This window comes from Actinoplanes sp. NPDC049265, from assembly GCF_043197135.1.
Taxonomy (GTDB): Bacteria; Actinomycetota; Actinomycetes; order Mycobacteriales; family Micromonosporaceae; genus Actinoplanes.
Genome location: NZ_JBICSP010000024.1, coordinates 1 through 15579, shown reverse-complemented (window position 1 = coordinate 15579; position 15579 = coordinate 1). Strand labels below are relative to the sequence as shown.

Below are 15579 nucleotides of genomic sequence, written 5' to 3'. Positions count from 1 at the left end.
CCGGCGCGCCTGCACGAGGTGAGCGCGCGTCCGACGGCGCTCGGAACGGACTACGGCGCGCCTGCACGAGGTGAGCGCGCGTCCGACGGCGCTCGGAACGGACTACGGCGCGCCTGCACGAGGTGAGCGCGCGTCCGACGGCGCTCGGGACGAAGGCGGTGACGCCGAGCACGCCACACACGACGGGGTTGACAGCGAGCGCCGGCCGGCGGGCACGCGCGCTGGGCGGCACCCCGAGAGTGGTAGCCCAGGGCGGTATCCGCGGAGCGGATAGCGCCCGGCCCTACCACTGGGTGGGGTTGGGAGCGACCACTACGCACGTGGAGCGAAGCGACCTCGGCGGGAGCGACGGTCAGCACCACCCACCCAGCTACGACATCGATCTTTTCTCCGAAGAGCACGGCCCGGTGAGTTACGTACCGGCAGCACGGCCGTTTACCCCTCGTGGGGCGAAACGCCCGAAGCCGACACCTACTCACCCCTTGAAAGGGCCGCCGAACCGATGGAAGCGACTCGCCCGGGATCCGCCGACCTCTCGCACTACGTCGGCATGTTCCGCCGCCACTGGTGGGTCGCGCTGGCCGCGACCGGCGCCGGCCTGGCCCTGGGCGCGGCCGTCACCAGCGCCATGCCCAAGGTGTACGAGTCCAGCACCTCGGTCCTGGTGTCCGCGGTCGAGCAGGACACCAACCAGGCCGGCGGGCGCACCAAGGGCTCGATCAACCTGGACACCGAGGCCCAGCTGGTCGGCTCGGGCGCGGTCGCCGTCCGGGCCGCCGCCCTGCTGCGGACCAGCGAGAACCCGCTGGAGCTGGCGCACGACGTCTCGGTCGAGGTGCCGGCCAACACCACCGTGCTGGTGATCCGCTTCGAGGCCGACACGCCGCAGAAGGCGCAGGCCGGGTCGCACGCCTTCGCCGAGGCCTACCTGCGCAACCGGGAGCAGACCGCCCGCAGCGGGCTGGACTCGCAGATCAAGTCGCTGTCGCTGAAGATCCGGCAGCTGACCACCAACCTCACCTCGATCAACGCGCGGCTGGCCAAGGCCGGCGCGGGCAGCTCCGAGCGCAGCAACCTGGAGAGCCTGCGCAGCAACTCGCAGAACCAGCTCAACTCGATGACCGGGCGGCTGAACGAGCTGACCACCACCACCGTGGCGGCCGGCAGCATCATCAGCGACGCGCGGGTCCCGGACGAGCCGACCAGCCCGAACACGATGCTCAACATCGCCGCCGGCGCGATGCTGGGGCTGCTCGCCGGGCTGGTGCTGGCATTCGCCCGGGAGCGGCTGGACCGCCGGCTGCGGACCGCGGCCGACGTGCGCGACCGGGCCCGGATGCCGGTGCTTGCTGCGCTGGACGAGCGGACCACGCCGCACTTCGACGACGTGCTGCAGCCGTACGGGCCGGGTGGGCGGGTCTTCAACCGGCTGCGCAACGAGGTGCTGGCCAGCCTGGACCCGAGCGACAAGATCATCGTGGTCACGGGGGCCAGCCGCGGGTCGGCGAGCACGCTGGTCGCGGCCAACCTGGCGGCGGCGCTGGCCCGCACCGGCAGCGACGTGGTGCTGATCGGCGCGCACCTGCCGGACAGCGTGGTCGACGCCGCGCCGCTGGCCCGGATGCTCGGCGTCTCGGCCGTGCCGGGGCTGTCCGACCTGCTGGCCGGCCGGGTCACGCTGAACCGGGCGATGCAGCGCATGCCGCGCATCCCGTCGCTGCGGGTGATCACCACCGGCGGCGCGGCCACGGCGGCAGGGCTGATGCAGTCGCAGCGGCTGCGGGACACCCTCCAAGCGCTGCGCCGGCAGACCGGGTACGTGGTCATCGAGGCCCCGTCGACCAGCAGCAGCGCCGACGCGCAGAGCCTGGCCAGCCTGGCCGACGCGGCGATCCTGGCCGTCGAGCTGCGCCGCTCGCGGCGGCCGATGCTCACCGACGCGGCCGAGCAGCTGCGCCGGGTCGGCACGCCGCTGCTGGGCGCGGTGGTGCTGCCGCGGCTGGCCGGGCTGCGCGCCTCCGACCTGGCCGCTCCGGCGGTGGCGCTGTCCCCGGTATCCGCGGTGTCGCCGCTGGAGAAGGTGTCGCCCGACGAGACCGCGATCATCGACACGGAGAAGACGATGCGCTTCCCGGCCGGGCCGGTGCCGCGGCAGAGCGGTGACGAGCCGCCGACCGCGGTGATCGAGCTCACCCCGGCTAAAAAAGAGGACGAGTGACGGCCCTCGCCGCGCCGCCCGCCCACTCGGAACAGAAGAACCTCAGCCTCCCGGCCTGGCCGATCACCGCGCTCCTGGCGCTCTATCCGCTGTGGTGGGCGCTCGGGCTGGGCGTGCTGATCTTCCCCATCCTGGCCGGGCCGATGCTGGTCCTGCTGCTGCGGCGACGGGCGGCCGGGCGGCCGCTGCGGATACCGCCGGGGTTCGGCTGGTGGGCCCTCTTCCTGGCCGCGGTGCTGATCAGCGTGGCCGCGCTGGGTGCGGACCCGGCCGGCACGGTCGCCGAGCACGCTTCGGCGCGGATGCTCGCGTACGTCTACCGGCTCGCCCTCTACCTGACCATGACCGTACTGCTGCTCTACGCCGGCAACCTGGCCGAGGCCGAGCTGCCCCGGCGCCGGCTGGTCAAGCTGCTCGGCTGGCTGTTCGTGGTGACCGTGGCCGGCGGGCTGCTGGGCATGTTCGCCGGGAACTTCGAGTTCACCTCGCCGGTGGAGTGGCTGCTGCCGCCGGACGTGGCCGGCAAGAGCTTCGTGCAGTCGATGGTGCATCCGTACTCGGCCCAGATCATGGACATCGTCGGCGGCGAGAAGCCCCGCCCGGCCGCGCCCTGGGGCTACACCAACACCTGGGGCAACAACTTCTGCCTGCTGGCCGGCTGGTTCGTGGTGGCCGCGTGGGCGTCCCGCCGGCCGCTCAAGAAGGTGGCGGCAATCGGGGTCCTCGGCGTCTCGATCGCCCCGGCCGTGGTCTCGCTCAACCGCGGCCTGTGGATCGGCCTGGGCGTGCTGATCCTCTACGTCGCCCTCCGCTATGTGCTGCTCGGCAAGCTGTGGATCATCGGCGCGGTCGTGGTGGCCGGCGCCGCCCTGGTCGTGGCGCTGATGGCCAGCCCGCTGGGCGACACGGTCAACGCCCGGATGGACAACGGCAAGTCCAACGGCGTGCGGTCGTTCCTGATGGAGCGGGCCGTCGACGGCTTCCTGGACTCGCCGGTGATCGGGTACGGCTCGACCCGTTCGACGATCGGCGGCCGGAACTCGATCGCCGTCGGGGAGAGCGCCGGCTGCGAGCGGTGCGGCAACTTCACCGTCGGCGGCACCGGCCAGCTGTGGCAGCTGATGTACGCCCACGGCGCCGCCGGCACCCTCGGATACCTCGGCTTCTTCGCCTACGGCCTGTGGCGTTTCCGCCGCGACCGCAGCCCGACCGGCATCGCCGCCAGCGCCGCGATCGTCACGTCGTTCTCGGCCATGCTCTGGTACAACTCGCTGGCCACCCCCCTGGCCTTCATGGTTCTGGCCTTCGCGCTGCTCTGGCGCAACGACCACGAGGGGGATGCATGAGTCCAGTCAAGACCGCACCGGCCGCACTGACCGCGGGCGACGCGGCACTCCGCGCGCAGTACCTGACCGAGGTCATCGGCCTCCTCTACCCCGCCAACGGCGAAGGTGACCAGGTCGCCGAGTACTACGTGGTGCCCGATGCCCGCCGCCCGCGCCTGCTCGTGCCGGCCGGGTCCCGCAAGGTCGCCGCGGCCGCCGTGCGCCGGTACGCCGAACCGCAGTCCCGCGCGGCCCGGTTCAAGCGGGACGCGGTGGTGGCCGCCCTGCGGACCGGCGCGTCCGGCGTCCTGCTGCGCGACCGCGTCAAGGTCACCGGCTCCGAGAGCATCGACGCCCACCTGCGCGAGGCGCTCGGCCGCGAGCTGGCGGTCAGCATCCACATCGGACCGGCGCGGGCCAACCGCAAGCCGGTGCTGCAGCTGATCAGCCCGGAGGGCGAGACGTTCGGCTTCGCCAAGCTCGGCACCGGGCCGCTGACCCAGCGCCTGGTCCGGGCCGAGACCAACGCGCTCATCGCGTTGCAGCGCTCCGGGCTGACCAAGCTGACCGTGCCGACCGTGCTGCACGCCGGGCAGTGGCGCGGACTGCAGGTGCTGGTGCAGTCGGCGCTGCCGGTGTGGTTGCCACGCAGCCCGCTGACCACGCGCCGGCTGGCCGCGGCCATGGTGGACATCGCCGGGTGCTGCGGCTACACGGCGGGGCAGCTGGTCGGCAGCCCGTACTGGACCGAACTGCGGGCCCGGCTGGCCGGGCTGCAGGACCGGCCGGAAGGGGTCGCGCTCAGTGCGGCGGCCGAGCTGCTGGTGCGGCACGCCGGGCCGACGACCTTCCGGTACGGGGCGTGGCACGGCGACTGGGCCCCGTGGAACATGGCCAACCTGACCGACGCGCTGTTGGTGTGGGACTGGGAACGGTTCGCGCAGGGCGTGCCGGTCGGCTTCGACGCGGTGCACCACGAGCTGCAGCGGCGGATCCAGTCGACCGGTGACGCCAAGGGCGCGGTCGAGGCCACCGTCCGCCAGTCGGCCGAGCTGCTCGCGCCGTTCGGCGTGCTGCCCGGTGCCCGCGAGCTGACCGCGCTGCTCTACCTGGTCGATCTGGCCGCCCGTTATCTGACCGATCGCCAGGCCGAGGCCGGCGCCCGTCTGGGCGTGCTCGGCACCTGGCTGTTGCCGGTGCTGATCCGCCGGGTGGAGGAACTGTAGATGCTCGACGTACGCAAGATGCCCATGCCGGTCAAGCGCATGGTGCACCTGGGTTCGCGATCGTACGGCCGGCTCACCGCACCGGCCCGGATGACCCCGTCGTTCCTGATCTGCGGGGGCCAGCGGTGCGGCACGACGTCGCTGTACCGGGCCCTCGCCGCGCATCCGGCCGTGCTGAAGGCGGTGCTGCACAAGGGCGTGCACTACTTCGACACGTCGTACCACCGGGGCATGGCCTGGTACAAGGCGCACTTCCCGATGCAGCGCAGCGCCGAGAAGGTGCGGCAGCGGTACGGGGTGCCGGCGCAGACCTTCGAGTCCAGCCCGTACTACATGTACCACCCGCAGGCGGTCGCCCGGATCGCCGCCGACCTGCCCGAGGCCAAGCTGGTGGTGCTGGTCCGCGACCCGGTCGAACGCGCCTACTCGCAGCACCACCACGAGGTGGCCCGCGGGTTCGAGCGGGAACGCGACTTCGGCAACGCGCTCGCCCTGGAGCCGGCCCGGCTGCACCGCCAGGAGGAGCTGCTCGCCCAGGACCCGGAGTACTACAGCTTCGCCCATCAGCACCACGCCTACCGGGGTCGCGGGGAGTACGCCCGCTACCTCGGCGTGATGGCCCAGCACGTCGGCCGGGACCGGATCCACGTGGTCGAGAGCGAACGCTTCTTCGAGACCCCGGGCGAGGTGTACGACGAGGTGCTGACCTTCCTCGACCTGCCCACCGACCTCGACCGCCCGCAGTTCGAGAAGCACAACGCCCGCCCCCGCGAGTCCGATATGGACCCCGGGCTGCGGGCCGAGCTGACCGCCCACTACTCGTCCCACGACGAGGCCCTCGCGATGTGGCTGGGGCGGATGCCGATCTGGCGTACGGTCTCGTGACCGTTCTGGAGAAGGGCACCCGGGACGCCGCGCGGGGCGGGCTGGCCAACATGGCCGGGATGGCCCTGGCCGGCGCCACCGGCGTGGTCGTCACCTGGATCGTCGCCCGGTCGCTGGGCGCCGAGCAGGCCGGCGCCTTCTTCGCCGCCACCGCCGCCTTCGTGCTGATCGGCGGCCTGGCCAAGCTGGGTACGCAGACCGGGCTGGTCTTCTGGCTCAGCCGGCTGCGGGCCACCGACCGGCCCCACCTGCTCGGCGCCTGCCTGCGTACCGGCCTGACCCCGGTGATCGTGCTGGCCGGTCTGCTCGGCGCCGCCCTGTGGCTGTTCGCGCCGGACGTCGCCGGGCTGACCGCCGAGGAGGCACCGCACGTCCGGGCCGAGCACATCGTCGGGCTGCGCGTGCTGGCCGTCTTCCTGCCGCTGTCGACCCTGGCCGACGTGCTGCTCACCGCCACCCGCGGCTACCGCTCGATGCGGCCGACCGTGATGCTCGACCGGGTCCTCCGCAGCGCGCTGCAGTTGCTGCTGGCGGCCGCGGCCGGCGTCGCGACGTTGTGGACCACGGTCGAGCTGCCCGCCTTCGCGTTCGCCTGGGCCGCCCCCTACCTGCCGGTGGCCGTGCTGGCCGGGTTCGCGCTGCGCAACACCTACCGGGCGGCGAGGCCGGACGGGCCGCGCACCCGGCGGGCCGAACGCCGCGCCCTGCGCCGCGACTTCTGGCGCTTCACCGCCCCCCGAGCCCTGGCCAGCGTGGCCCAGCTGGCCGTGCAGCGGGTGGACGTGCTGCTGGTGGCCGCGCTCGGCGGGCTCGCACCGGCCGCCGTCTACGCGGTGGCCGGCCGCTTCGTGGTGCTGATCCAGTTCGCCAACCAGGGCATCTCGCAGTCGGTGCAGCCGCGCCTGGCCGAGGCGCTGGCCACCGGCGACACCGCCACCGCCAACCACCTCTACCGCACCGCCACTGGCTGGCTGGTCCTGGTCACCTGGCCGATCAACCTGCTGGTGATCCTGTTCGCGCCGGTCTACCTGGGCCTGTTCGGCGCCGAGTACGCCTCGGGCGCCCCGGTGGTCGTGGTGCTGGCCTGCGCGATGCTGGTGGCGACCGGCTGCGGCATGGTCGACATGGTGCTGGCGATGGCCGGGCGTACCTCCTGGAACCTGGCCAACGTGCTGGTCGCCCTGGCCCTGACCATCGGGCTCGACCTGCTGCTGATCCCGCGCCTGGGTGCTCTGGGCGCGGCGCTCGGCCTGGCCGGCGCGATGCTGGCCAACAACCTGCTGCCGCTGCTGCAGGTGGCCCGGCACGTCCGGCTGCACCCGTTCGGCGCGGGCACCCTGACCGCCGCCGCGCTCTCGGTCGCCTGCTTCGGCGTCCTCCCCCGGCTGGTCACCGCGCTGCTCGGCGCCGGGCCGGCCGCCCTCTCGCTGGCCCTGGCCGTCGCCGTGCCGGCCTTCTGCTTCTGTGCCTGGCTGCTCCGCGAGCGGCTGGCGTTGACCGCATTCCGATTCCGCCCCAAGGAGGAACCGTGACGACCGACTACACCAAGGCGTTCCAGGACGCCGAGGCCGTCGAGAAGTACGAGACAGTGACCTACGCGCCCGACACGTACGCGTCCCGCATCAACGAACGGCAGCGTGCGTACCTGCGCGGGCTGGTGGCCCGCGAGTTCGACGACGAGCCGCCGGTGCAGCACGACTTCGCCTGCGGCACCGGCCGGGCCATCCGTACGCTGCACGGCCTGGTCCGCGCCGCGCACGGCTACGACACGTCGGCCGAGATGATGGCCAAGGCGGCCGAGGTGGGCTCGCAGGCCGAGTTCCACCGGATCGCGCCGGACGGCCCGGTGCCCGAGCCGGTGCCGGCCGGTACGCCCGCCGTCGTGACCATGTTCCGGCTGTTGCTCAACGTCGACGATGTGGTCCGGGATCGCGCGCTCGCCTTCGCGGCCAAGGCGCTGCCCACCCCGGAGGCCGGGATGCTGGTGGTGGAGAACCACGGCAACGCCCGGTCGCTGCGGCACCTGCGGGCACGGCGGCACCACGGGCAGCGCTGGTTCGCCGAGCTGTCCCACCAGCAGGTCGGCGAGCTGCTGGGCCGGCACGGCTTCGAGGTCGTCGAGCGGCGTGGCTTCTCGATGCTCACCCCGTCGCTGCACGAGCATTCGCTGGCCCGGGCGGCGGACGCGGCCGCGCGGCGGTTCCCCGGCTCCGACCGGTACGCGGTGAACGTCCTCTACGCCGCCCGGCGGATGCCATGAGGCGGCTGATCCTGCTGACCGCCCTGCTGCTGGCCGGCTGCACGCCGGCCCCGCCGGACAATCCCGAGCCCACGCCGTCACCGGACCTGACCAGCTCGCCCTCCGGGGTCGCGGTGAACCCGGGACCGTTCCGGGCCGGTCCGTTCCAGGCTCCGCCACAGGGCGCCTACCTCGGGGCGTGGATCAAGCCGGACGAACTCACCCACTCGGGCCGGGTCGAGGCGGTGGACGGGCTGCAGGACGACCTCGGCCGGCGGCTGGACATCCTGACCACCTACCGTCGTTTCGAGCAGATGGTCGGCACCGACAGCGACCAGGAGTTCCTGGACTCCGGTGCGACCCTGATGGTGAGCTGGGCGACCGGCGACAACCGGTCCATCGTGGCCGGTGAGCACGACCGGCTGATCCGGCAGCAGGCCCGGGCCATCCGCAAGGTCAAGCGCCCGGTGTTGCTGCGGATGCGCTGGGAGATGGACCGGCCCAACCTGCAGGCGACCATGTGGTCGGGCGCCGACTACATCGCGGCCTGGAAGTACGTGCGGAAGATTTTCGCCGAGGAGAACGCCACCAACGTCTCCTGGGTGTGGTGCCCGACCGCCGAGGGTTTCATCCGGGGCAACGCGCCCGAGTTCTACCCGGGCGACGACCAGGTCGACTGGACCTGCGTCGACGTCTACGCCGGCTCGGTGTTCCAGCCGATCGGCGAGCTGATGGGCCCGTTCCTGCGGTTCGCGGCCCAGCACCCCCGGCCGATCGTGATCGGCGAGTTCGGGGTGGCCAAGGCCTGGGGTTCGGCCGGCCGGGCCGCGTGGCTGGCCGACGCGGCCCGGACGTTCAAGGCGAATCCGCAGATCAAGGCGGTCGCCTACTTCGAGTCCGACCCCGAGGGCAACGGGCCCAACCAGCAGTTTCAGCTGGCCGGGGACAAGGCCGCGTTCCAGGCCTTCAAGCGGATGACCAGGGACCGCTACTTCAACCCGCGGCCCCCGGCGGAGACGTCAGCGGCGGGCGGCCGCCGCCGTGGTGAGTAGCCGCAGCGCGTAGGGCGCGTCGCGCTTGAGGTAGCGGCCGGCCAGCCGACGGGGTTCGCTGCCGAGCCGGTGGGCCCACTCCAGGCCGGTCCGCTGCATCCAGCGCGGCGCGCGGTCCACGTCGCCGGCGACGAAGTTGACGGCCGCGCCGCAGCCGATGAACCAGGCGCCGGGCAGCTCCTCGCGCAGCCTGGTGATGACCTTCTCCTGCTTGGGGAAGCCGAGGCCGACGAAGACCAGGTCGGGCGCGGCCCCGGTGACCGCGGCACGGAACTCGGCGTAGACCGCGCGGTCCCGCTCGAAGCCGTACTCCGGGCACAGTGTCCCGGCGATCCGCAGCCCCGGGCATTCGGCCGCGAGCCGGTCGGCGGCCCGGGTGGCGCCGTCCGCGGCCTCCGGGGTCGCCGGGTTGCCGCCGATCACGAAGACCGACCGCCGGTCGCGGCCCAGCCCCTCCGACAGCGACCAGATCAGGCTGCTGCCGGCCACCCGTTCGGGCAGCGGCGTGCCACTCAGCCGGCTGGCCCAGACCAGCGGCATGCCGTCGGCGACGATCAGGTCGGCGTCGTCGAGGTAGCCGCGTACCCGCTTGTTGGTCTGCGCCTGCCGCAGGATGTCGATGTTCGGGGTGATGATGCGTCCCCCACGCCCGGCCGTGATGGCCTCGCGTACCACGGCCACCACCTCGGCCTCGGTGATCCGGTCGAAACCGGTCCCGTCGAGGTGCACCCGGTCGAATGCCTCCACGCTCACGCCACGCCTCCTTCACCGTCTCTCGCTCGTTACCTGTAGCGAAACGAGCGAAGGCGGGACAAAGTGGCACGAGTGCTCTATCTCGGCGGGCTGGGCCGCAGCGGCACCACGCTCGTCGAACGGCTGCTCGGCGAACTCCCGTCGGTGTGCGCACTCGGCGAGGTCGTTCACCTGTGGCAGCGCGACATCCTGGACGACGAACGCTGCGGATGCGGGGCGCGGTTCTCCGCCTGCACGTTCTGGAAGCGGGTCGGCGAACAGGCCTTCAACGGCTGGGGCAACGTGGACGTGCTGCGCGTCCACGCCCTGCGCGACCTGGTCGAACGCACCCGGCACATCCCGCGGCTGGCCGCCGGGCACATGCCGATGGACGAGGTACGCGAGTACGCCGGCTTCTACGCCAAGGTGTACAACGCGGCGGCCGAGGTGTCCGGGGCCGACGTAGTCGTCGACTCGTCCAAGCACAGCGCCCTGGCCCATGTGCTGCGCTGGGCCTCCGACGTCGACCTGCGCGTCGTGCACGTGGTGCGGGACGCGCGGGGGGTGGCGTACTCGTGGACGAAGACCGTAACCCGGCCGGAGACCGACGGCGCCGAGGAGATGACCAGATATTCGCCCGGGCGCTCGGCGCTGCTCTGGAACGCCCACAACGCCGCCTTCGGGTTGCTGGGCCGGCGGGGCGTCGCGGTCCGCCGGGTGCGGTACGAGGAGTTCCTCACCGATCCGCGGGCGGCTCTGATCCGGCTGGCCGACTTCGCCGGGCTCACGCTCGTACCCGACGACCTGAATTTCCTCCGGCCGGACCACGCCGACCTCGGCGTGGGACACAGCGCGGCCGGCAACCCGATGCGGTTCACCGTCGGCCGGCTGCCGCTGCGCCGCGACGACGCGTGGGTGGCGAAGCTGCCGCCCCGGCAGCGCCGCATGGTCAGCGCGATGTGCGGGCCGATGCTGCGCGCCTACGGCTACCCCGTGTTCACTGAGGAGGCGTGATGAACTGGCCGTCCGTCGGCGTGGTGATCCCCACCCGCAACCGGCCCGAGCTGGTCCGCAAGGCCATCGCCGGGGTCCGCGAGCAGCGTTACCCGGGCCCGGTCGAGGTGGTCGTGGTGTACGACCAGACCGAGCCCGACTACCTGCTCGCCCGCACCGAGGACACCCCGGTGCTGGTGCTCACCAACTGGCGCACACCCGGCCTGGCCGGCGCCCGCAACACCGGCATCCTGTCGCTGGAGACCGAGCTGGTGGCGTTCTGCGACGACGACGACCGGTGGGCCCCCGACAAGCTGCGCCGGCAGGTGGCCGCGCTGCTGGCCGAGCCGGACGCCGAGTTCGCCACCTGCGCGATCGAGGTCGAGTTCGAGAGCAAGGTGACCCCGCGCCTGGCCGGCCTCGGCCGGGTGACGATCGACGAGCTGGCCCGCTCCCGGATGGCGATGCTGCACTCGTCGTCGTTCCTGATGCGCCGGGAGGCCCTGCACGACGACGCCGTCGGCCTGGTCGCCGAGGACGCCCCCGGCAGCCAGAACGAGGACTGGGACCTGCTGCTGCGGGCGGCCCGCCGGCGCCCGATCGTGCACCTGGACGAGCCGCTGGTCCGGGTCCTGTGGGGCCGCAGCAGCCACTACGCCTACGAGTACGCCACCAAGATCTCCTCGCTGCGCTGGATGATGCGACGCCACCCGGAGATCAGCGGCTGCCGCCCCGGCGCGGCCCGTGTCTACGGCCAGCTGGCCTGCTGGTCGGCGGCGTCCGGCAACCGCAGCGCGGCCTGGCAGTTCAGCAAGGAGGCGGTGCGGGCCAACTGGAAGGAACCGCGCACCGCGATCGCGCTGGCCGCGATGACCGGGGCGGTTAAAGTCGAGAACGTGCTCTCCGCGCTGCACAAGCGGGGACGAGGTATCTGATAGGTCACTCTTTTCCACACGCCGGGCCGCCAGGTAGTGTTCAGGTGTGTGCGAAATAGTTCGGTTCCCGCGTCATGACCGGCAGTGTCACTGATGCTCGCTCAGCAGCGTCAGGCTGCCATCCTCGATCGGGTCCGCGCGGCCGGCGGCGTACGGGTCAGTGAGCTCGCCGCCGAGTACGGCGTCTCCGACATGACCATCCGGCGCGACCTCGAGGCCCTGGCCGACCGCGGCCTGCTGGCCAAGGTGCACGGCGGCGCCACCACGGTCAGTCCCGGTTCGGCCCACGAGCCCGGCTTCGCCGCCAAATCGGTCCGGCAGCAGGCGGAAAAAGCGGCGATGGCCGTACGCGCCGCCGCCCTGGTCTCCCCCGGCGACGCGATCGCGCTGTCCGCCGGCACCACCACCGCCGGCCTGGCCCAGCGCCTCGTCGACGTCCCGTCGCTGACCGTGGTGACCAACTCGATACCGGTCGCCGACGTCTTCTACCGCGCCGGCCGCCCCGACCAGACCGTGGTGCTGACCGGCGGCACCCGCACCCCCTCGGACGCGCTGGTCGGACCGGTCGCCGTCGCCGCGATCGGCACCCTGCACCTGGACATGCTCTTCCTCGGCGTGCACGGCATGAGCGAACGCGCCGGCTACACCACCCCCAACCTGATGGAGGCCGACGTCAACAGGGCCCTGGTCGAGGCGGCCGAACGCCTGGTCGTGCTCGCTGATCACACGAAGTGGGGCACGGTCGGCATCTCGTCGATCGTTTCCCTCGACCGCGCCGACATCGTCATCACCGACGAGGGGCTCGACGACCAGGCCCGCGCCATCCTGGTCGAGCAGGTGGCCGACCTCGTGGTGGTGAGCCCCGCATGACCATCGCCGAGCGCACCGCGATCCACCTGTCCGACGGCCGCGAGCTGATCTACTTCGACGAGACGCCCGGCCACGACCGGGCGGGCTGGCCGGACAAACGCGACCTGCCCGCCCCGCCGGCCGCGTCCCAGCTGCGGCACGACCCGCTGGTCGACGAGTGGGTGGCCGTCGCCGCCCACCGGCAGACGCGCACCTTCCTGCCGCCCAGCGACAAGTGCCCGCTGTGCCCGTCCACACCGGAGTTCAGCACCGAGATCCCCGCGCCCGACTACGACGTGGTGACGTTCGAGAACCAGTTCCCGTCGTTCAGCGCACGGGTCCATCCCGACGAGATAGCCCAGGTCACCGAGCTGGTGCCGGTCCGGCCCGGGATCGGCCGGTGCGAGGTCGTCTGCTTCACCAGCGACCACAACAGCAGCTTCGGCGCCCTCACCCCGGCCCGGGTCCGCACGGTCGTCGACACCCTGGCCGACCGCACCACAGAGCTCTCCGCCATCGACGGCGTCCAGCAGGTGTTCCCGTTCGAGAACCGCGGCATCGAGATCGGTGTCACGCTCAGCCACCCGCACGGGCAGATCTACGCGTACCCCATGGTCACCCCCCGCACCCGGCTGATGCTGACCGCGGCGGCCAAGCACCACCGCGCCACCGGCAACTCCCTCTATGCCGACGTGCTGGCGGCCGAGCAGCGCGCCGGCACCCGGGTGGTCGCGGCCAACGACCACTGGACGGCGTACGTTCCGGCGGCGGCCCGCTGGCCCTTCGAGGTCCACGTCGCGCCGCACCGCCGGCTCCCCGACATCCCCGCCCTGTCCGACGCCGAACGCGACGCCTTCGCGCCCCTCTACCTCGATGTCCTGCGCCGCTTCGACGCCCTCTTCGACAAGCCCATGCCCTACATCAGCGCCTGGCACCAGGCCGTGACCGGCGAGGGCCGCGACCTCGGGTACCTGCACCTGCAGTTGTTCAGCATCCGCCGGGCCGCCGACAAGCTGAAATATCTGGCCGGCTCGGAGTCGGCGATGGGCGCCTTCATCAACGACATCGTCCCCGAGAAGGCGGCCCAACTGCTGAAAGACCTCTGACGGGTACGCGTTTCCGCCGCCCCGACCGCAACACCGAGTCCCGGCCCGCCCCCGCGGCCCAGTCACGCCCGGGCGCTGTCCGCGTAGCGGATAGCGCCCGGGGCGGGGTATGGGCGCAACCACTTACGCACGTGGAGCGAAGCGACCCTCGGCGTGAGCGACGGTCAGCACCACCCACCCCGCTACGACCGGCCCTTGATCTGGAACTTGAACTTGAACTTGGTAGCAAAACCGACAACGACCGCACAATTTCCGCTCCGGGTCGGGTGCCGGTCGGATGCTCGTAACAGTGACCGCGTCGCATCGAGGCATGTCTCTAGACATTCCGATCAGCCGACGTACGTTCGTCTCCGGAGCGACAGCCATCGCGGCGGGGCCCATGCTGATTCGCCGGGACGGAGCCGCCCTGCCCGAGGGGCTGTTCCGGCTCGGCGTCGCCTCCGGTGACCCGCTGCCCGACGCTGTGGTCATCTGGACCCGCCTCGCGCCCGACCCGCTGCACGGCGGTGGGATGCCGCAGGCCGCTGTGCCGGTGCACTGGGAGGTGGCCACCGACGAGCGGTTCCGGCGGGTGGTGGCGTCCGGTGCGAAGCAGGCCACCGCCGACCTCGGGCACTCGGTGCACGTCGACGTGCGCGGGCTGCGGGCCAACCACATCTACTACTACCGGTTCAAGGCCGGCTCCGAGATCTCGCCGGTGGGACGCACCCGCACGGCGCCGGCCGACAACGCCCGGCCGCACAATCTGCGGTTCGCCTTCGCCTCGTGTCAGGACTACCAGTCCGGTTTCTACACAACGTATGCGCACATGGCCGAGGAGGATCTGGCCTTCGTCGCGTTCCTGGGCGACTACATCTATGAGGGCGCGCCCAACCCGAACGCCCGCCGCACCCACGAGGGGACGGGCGAACCGCTCGACCTGACGCAGTATCGCAACCGCCACGCCCAGTACAAGACCGACCCGAACCTGCGGGCCGCGCACGCCGCCTTCCCGTGGATCGTGACCTTCGACGACCACGAGATCGACAACAACTGGGCCGATGAGGTTCCGCAGGATCCCGAGCTGCAGACGCCGGAAGCGTTTCGCGCTCGCAGAATCGCAGCGTTCCAGGCCTACTACGAGCACATGCCGCTGCGACGGAGGTCGCTGCCGCGCGGGCTGGACATGCAGGTGTACCGCCGGTTCCGCTTCGGCGACCTCGCCAGCCTGCACGTGCTCGACACCCGGCAGTACCGCAGCGACCAGGTCGACACCCGCGAGCAGGCCCTCGACCCGGCGCTGACGATGACCGGCCCGGAGCAGGAACGCTGGCTGCGGGACGGCCTGCGCACCGCCGGCACCCGCTGGAACCTGCTGGCCAACCAGGTGATGTGGGCGCAGAACGACCGCACCGCCGGGCCGGCGCAGACGTTCGACCTGGACAACTGGGACGGCTACCGGGTCCAGCGCAGGCGCCTGCTCGAATACTTCGGTTCCGGCCACGTCGCCAACCCGATCGTGCTGACCGGCGACCGCCACTGCACCTGGGTCTGCGACCTGCGCCCCGACTTCGACGACCCGTCCACCCCGATCGTCGGCGCCGAGATCACCGGCACGTCGATCACGTCCGGCGGCAACCCGGACGTCGCGGCCTTCCACCGCACCTACGACCCGATCATGGCCGAGAGCCCGCACTGGCGCTACATCGACAACCAGCGCGGCTATGTCCGCGTCGACGTGGACCGGTCACGCACCCTGAGCAGCCTGCGGCTGGTCGACACGGTGTCGGCCGAGCAGGCGCGGATCCGCACGGCGGCCGAGTTCGTGGTCGAGAACGGCCGCCCGGGCATTGCCTCGGTCACCGCGGAGCCGGCGTCGCGGGTGCCCGCCTGAAAATCAACGATCAAGACCGATGTCGTAGCGGGGTGGGTGGTGCGGACCGCTGCTCATTGGTGGACCCTTGTTGTTGTCCGGCTCGTTAGGGCCGGAGGCATCTGGATCCGTCGGGTCATCGCCCACCGTTGCTGCCCCCTGTTTTG

13 protein-coding genes are annotated in these 15579 nt (G+C 72.0%); 12 read left to right on the top strand and 1 reads right to left on the bottom strand.

What is annotated here, in order from left to right:
- The first annotated feature begins 502 nt into the window (after positions 1 to 502).
- Genes ACGFIO_RS37915 through ACGFIO_RS37885 form a run of 7 tightly spaced genes read left to right on the top strand, consistent with a single transcriptional unit; the run spans position 503 to position 8945 of the window.
- Positions 503 to 2218 carry a Wzz/FepE/Etk N-terminal domain-containing protein gene (locus ACGFIO_RS37915; protein ID WP_392834472.1) on the top strand — a complete coding sequence of 572 codons (1716 nt, stop codon included), beginning with the start codon at positions 503 to 505 and terminating at the stop codon, positions 2216 to 2218.
- The gene (locus ACGFIO_RS37910) at positions 2215 to 3564 is read left to right on the top strand and encodes an O-antigen ligase family protein (protein WP_392834470.1); all 1350 of its coding nucleotides are present in this window, start codon (positions 2215 to 2217) and stop codon (positions 3562 to 3564) included. Before ACGFIO_RS37915 ends, ACGFIO_RS37910 begins: the two co-directional genes overlap by 4 nt.
- The gene (locus ACGFIO_RS37905) at positions 3561 to 4769 is read left to right on the top strand and encodes a hypothetical protein (protein WP_392834468.1); all 1209 of its coding nucleotides are present in this window, start codon (positions 3561 to 3563) and stop codon (positions 4767 to 4769) included. Before ACGFIO_RS37910 ends, ACGFIO_RS37905 begins: the two co-directional genes overlap by 4 nt.
- The gene (locus ACGFIO_RS37900; protein WP_392834465.1) at positions 4770 to 5654 is read left to right on the top strand and encodes a sulfotransferase domain-containing protein; all 885 of its coding nucleotides are present in this window, start codon (positions 4770 to 4772) and stop codon (positions 5652 to 5654) included.
- The gene (locus ACGFIO_RS37895; protein WP_392834463.1) at positions 5651 to 7186 is read left to right on the top strand and encodes a lipopolysaccharide biosynthesis protein; all 1536 of its coding nucleotides are present in this window, start codon (positions 5651 to 5653) and stop codon (positions 7184 to 7186) included. The genes ACGFIO_RS37900 and ACGFIO_RS37895 overlap by 4 nt, the downstream gene beginning before the upstream one ends.
- Complete coding sequence (locus ACGFIO_RS37890) at positions 7183 to 7914, top strand: methyltransferase domain-containing protein (RefSeq protein WP_392834461.1); 732 nt, start codon at positions 7183 to 7185, stop codon at positions 7912 to 7914. The genes ACGFIO_RS37895 and ACGFIO_RS37890 overlap by 4 nt, the downstream gene beginning before the upstream one ends.
- A complete protein-coding gene (locus ACGFIO_RS37885) occupies positions 7911 to 8945 on the top strand; it encodes an endoglucanase (protein WP_392834458.1) in 1035 nt (344 codons plus the stop codon). Before ACGFIO_RS37890 ends, ACGFIO_RS37885 begins: the two co-directional genes overlap by 4 nt.
- Here ACGFIO_RS37885 and ACGFIO_RS37880 read toward each other — a convergent pair.
- Positions 8913 to 9698 carry a WecB/TagA/CpsF family glycosyltransferase gene (locus ACGFIO_RS37880; protein ID WP_392834455.1) on the bottom strand — a complete coding sequence of 262 codons (786 nt, stop codon included), beginning with the start codon at positions 9696 to 9698 and terminating at the stop codon, positions 8913 to 8915. The two genes, ACGFIO_RS37885 and ACGFIO_RS37880, sit on opposite strands and share 33 nt — an antisense overlap.
- A gap of 63 nt (positions 9699 to 9761) precedes the next feature.
- On the opposite strand from ACGFIO_RS37880, the gene ACGFIO_RS37875 reads away from it, so the two are divergent.
- The 5 genes from ACGFIO_RS37875 to ACGFIO_RS37855 all read left to right on the top strand — a co-directional run bounded on the left by ACGFIO_RS37875 (position 9762) and on the right by ACGFIO_RS37855 (position 15433).
- Positions 9762 to 10691 carry a sulfotransferase gene (locus ACGFIO_RS37875; RefSeq protein WP_392834453.1) on the top strand — a complete coding sequence of 310 codons (930 nt, stop codon included), beginning with the start codon at positions 9762 to 9764 and terminating at the stop codon, positions 10689 to 10691.
- On the top strand, positions 10691 to 11605 hold the full coding sequence (locus tag ACGFIO_RS37870; protein ID WP_392834451.1) for a glycosyltransferase family 2 protein: 915 nt from the start codon (positions 10691 to 10693) through the stop codon (positions 11603 to 11605). The genes ACGFIO_RS37875 and ACGFIO_RS37870 overlap by 1 nt, the downstream gene beginning before the upstream one ends.
- 93 nt (positions 11606 to 11698) lie before the next feature.
- The gene (locus tag ACGFIO_RS37865) at positions 11699 to 12475 is read left to right on the top strand and encodes a DeoR/GlpR family DNA-binding transcription regulator (RefSeq protein WP_392834449.1); all 777 of its coding nucleotides are present in this window, start codon (positions 11699 to 11701) and stop codon (positions 12473 to 12475) included.
- Entirely contained in the window at positions 12472 to 13560 is a 1089-nt protein-coding gene (gene galT, locus ACGFIO_RS37860; RefSeq protein ID WP_392834447.1) for a galactose-1-phosphate uridylyltransferase, read from the top strand. Before ACGFIO_RS37865 ends, galT begins: the two co-directional genes overlap by 4 nt.
- Positions 13561 to 13870: 310 nt before the next feature.
- The gene (locus ACGFIO_RS37855; RefSeq protein WP_392834444.1) at positions 13871 to 15433 is read left to right on the top strand and encodes an alkaline phosphatase D family protein; all 1563 of its coding nucleotides are present in this window, start codon (positions 13871 to 13873) and stop codon (positions 15431 to 15433) included.
- Positions 15434 to 15579: the final 146 nt, after the last annotated feature.